Source organism: Lysobacter enzymogenes, assembly GCF_017168095.1.
Lineage (GTDB): Bacteria > Pseudomonadota > Gammaproteobacteria > Xanthomonadales > Xanthomonadaceae > Lysobacter > Lysobacter enzymogenes_D.
Genome location: NZ_LXSD01000185.1, coordinates 1 through 2,928, shown reverse-complemented (window position 1 = coordinate 2,928; position 2,928 = coordinate 1). Strand labels below are relative to the sequence as shown.

Here is a 2,928-nt window from a genome sequence, read left to right as displayed (position 1 = left end):
CGCCGGCCGCCGCCGCTGCGACGGCGGCCACGGCCGTGACCGACACCGGCGCACCAGCGATCGACAGCATCGGCGGCATCGGCGACGGCGCGCCGTCGGCGGAGCCGGGCGCGGCCCAGGCGGCCGACGATATCGCCGGGCTGTCCGCGCCAGCGCAAGGCGAACTCGCCGCGTCCGCGCCGGACGCGCAACCGCCGCAGCCGGTGCACGCCGACGCCAGCCGCGCCGACGGCGACGATTCCGAATTCGGCGAACGCCACGGCGGCACCGAGGCGGCGCTGGCCAGCGCCACCTGGCTGCCCGGCGGGCGGCTGACGTTCAAGCACGAACTGGCCGCGCGCCTGCGCGACATGGACGGGCTGGTCAACAACCGCACCTCGTTCCGGATCGAGTACGAAAAGTACTTCTGGGACAAGTTCTACCTGCACCTGGACCTGATCGAAACCGCGTTCTGGGGCCGCGACCACCGCGCCCGCGGCCGCGGCGGCAGCTTCACCGAGAGCACGCTGCGCGACGCCTACCTGCAGTTCAGCAGCGGCAACACCAGCGTCAAGCTCGGCAACCAGATCCTGATCTGGGGCGAATCCGACGCCGGCGCCATCACCGACGTGATCGCGCCGCGCAACCTGTCGGAGCTGTTCTTCATCTCGCTGGAAGAGTCGCGAATCAGCCAGTTCATGCTGACCGTCGACCAGTTCACCCGCATCGGCGACTTCAGCGCGTTCTACATTCCCGATGCGCAGTACAACGAATATCCCGAGCCGGGCACGGCCTATTTCCTGGACGGATTCGGCGCGGCGGCGCGAATCGAACGGCGCGATTTCGACCGCGCCGAGTACGGCCTGCGCTGGAAGAAGACCTTCGGCGGCAGCGACGTCGGCCTGATGGCGGCGCGGCTGGTCGACAACGACTACGTCTACCGCCTGCGCGGCGTCGACCCGGACGGCCGCCCGCATCTGCTGCGCGACGACCAGCGTTTCGACATGATCGGCGCGACCTTCAACCACGTCGCCGGGCCGTTGCTGCTGTCGGGCGAAATCGCGCGCAAGTCGCCGCGCGCCTTCCTGACCCCGCAGCTGCAGACGCTGGAAAAGGACGAGGTCGATACCTCGCTGCGGGTCGAGTACTCGCTCGGCAACGGCGGCAACCATTCGGTCAGCCTGGAAGCGGTCAACAAGCGCATCCTCGACTGGGACCGGCGCCTGGCGCCGACGCCGCGCGACAACAACTCGCTGGTGCTGGGCTGGAGCAACGCCTTTCTCAACGAGACCCTGACCGCGAACTGGCTGACCGTCTACAACCAGACCTACACCAGCTACCAGCACTCGCTGTTCCTGACCTACAAGCTCAACGGCCGGGTCAGCCTGAGCCTGGACACGTTCTATCTGAGCGTGCGCGACCGCCGCAACGAGCTGTATCCCTATCGCGGCCAGAACAACGCCGTGTTCCGCTTTCTTTATCAGTTCTGACCTTCCGCCCACGGAGCGGCGCCTGCATGCGCGAACAAGACCACTACGACGCCATCGTCATCGGCTCGGGCACCTGCGGCGCGACGCTCGCGCGCGAGCTCAGCGGCGCCGGCCAGCGCGTGCTGCTGCTCGAACGCGGCGGCCCGGCGCCGGCGACCGAGAGCGTGATGGGCTTCGTCGCCATCGCCGACCAGGTCAAGGTCGGCGACAAGCTGACCACGGCGCGGGCGCTGACCACCGGCGGCTCGTCGAGCATGTACTTCGGCGTGGTCAACTACCCGCCGCTGGACGAGTTCCGCAAGCTCGGCCTGGACATCTCGGCCGAGCTGGAGGAGGTCAAGCGCGAGTTGCCGATCGCGCCGCTGCCGGACCGGCTGATCGGCGAGCAGTCGCAGCGCCTGGGCGACAGCGCGCGCGCGCTCGGCCTGGACTGGAACAAGCACGACATGCTGATCGATGCGGCCCGCTGCGAAGGCGAGGGCTACAGCTACCGCGCCCTGTGGCGCGCGCGCAGCTACGTCGACGACGCGGTGGCGCGCGGCGCGCAGCTGGTGCAGCGCGCCACCGTCGGCCGCGTGCTCAGCGAAGGCGGCCAGGCGATCGGCGTGCAGTACCGCATCCGCAAGCCCTTGTACGTGACGCCGCCGCGCGAGGCCTATGCGCCGCGCATCGTGCTCGCCGCCGGCGAACTGGCCTCGCCGCAGATCCTGCGCGCCAGCGGCCTGGACGAGGTCGGCCGGCGCGGCTTCTATTGCAGCCCCGGCTATGCGCTGTACGGCCTGGTGCCGGGCCAGCAGGCGCGCGACAACTTCGTCGGCAGCATGGGCTGCGATCTCGGCGACGGGGTCGAACTCGGCGACGCCAACGTCTCGCGCTTCATGCACCGGCTGATGATGCTCGGCAAGGGCAAGTTCAAGCACCTGCGCAACTACCCGCAGAGCATCGGCATCGGGGTCAAGGTCAAGGATGGCCACGGCGGCGAGCTGCGCGCCGACGGTCGCCTGCGCAAGAGCCTGGACGCCGGCGACCGCGCCCGGCTCGAACGCGGCGAGCGCGAAGCGCGCCGGGTGCTGGAAAAGGCCGGCGCGCGCGACGTGTTCAACTTCGGCCTGTCGGTGGCCGGGCGGGTCGGCGGCATGGTCGCGATCGGCGAACACGTCGATGCGCGGCTGGAAACGCGCCTGCGCGGCTTGCACGTCTGCGACGGTTCGGTCATTCCCGACGCCATGCGCGGCACCCCGACGGTGACCTTGCTGAGCATGGCCAAGCATCTGTCCAAACATCTGCTGCAACGCGCCTGAGGCGCGGCGGCGACGCATTCGCATCTGCCGCGGCCGCGACCGGCCGGCGGCGTCCATCGAAAGGGGAGAGCATCATGGCGGTTACCGATATTCCGCTGGCGGCGACGCCGGCTCCGGCCGCGCCGGCGCAGGCCCAGGCGCGCCCGCGCGGCAGGCTG

Annotated in this window: 2 protein-coding genes; both read left to right on the top strand. The window is 70.0% G+C overall.

Annotated features, from left to right (window positions below):
• The coding region (locus tag A7A76_RS04930) for a DUF1302 family protein (RefSeq protein WP_206410148.1) at window positions 1–1,469 on the top strand (1,469 nt) is incomplete at its 5' end.
• A 26-nt stretch (window positions 1,470–1,495) separates the two neighbouring features.
• Window positions 1,496–2,770 (top strand): FAD-dependent oxidoreductase, encoded by a 1,275-nt coding sequence (locus A7A76_RS04925; RefSeq protein ID WP_206410147.1) that lies wholly within the window; start codon window positions 1,496–1,498, stop codon window positions 2,768–2,770.
• Window positions 2,771–2,928: the final 158 nt, after the last annotated feature.

Coding starts and splice junctions, on each gene's coding strand:
- A7A76_RS04925 (WP_206410147.1), top strand. CDS start 1,496: ATGCGCGAACAAGACCACTACGACGCCATCGTCATCGGCTCGGGCACC.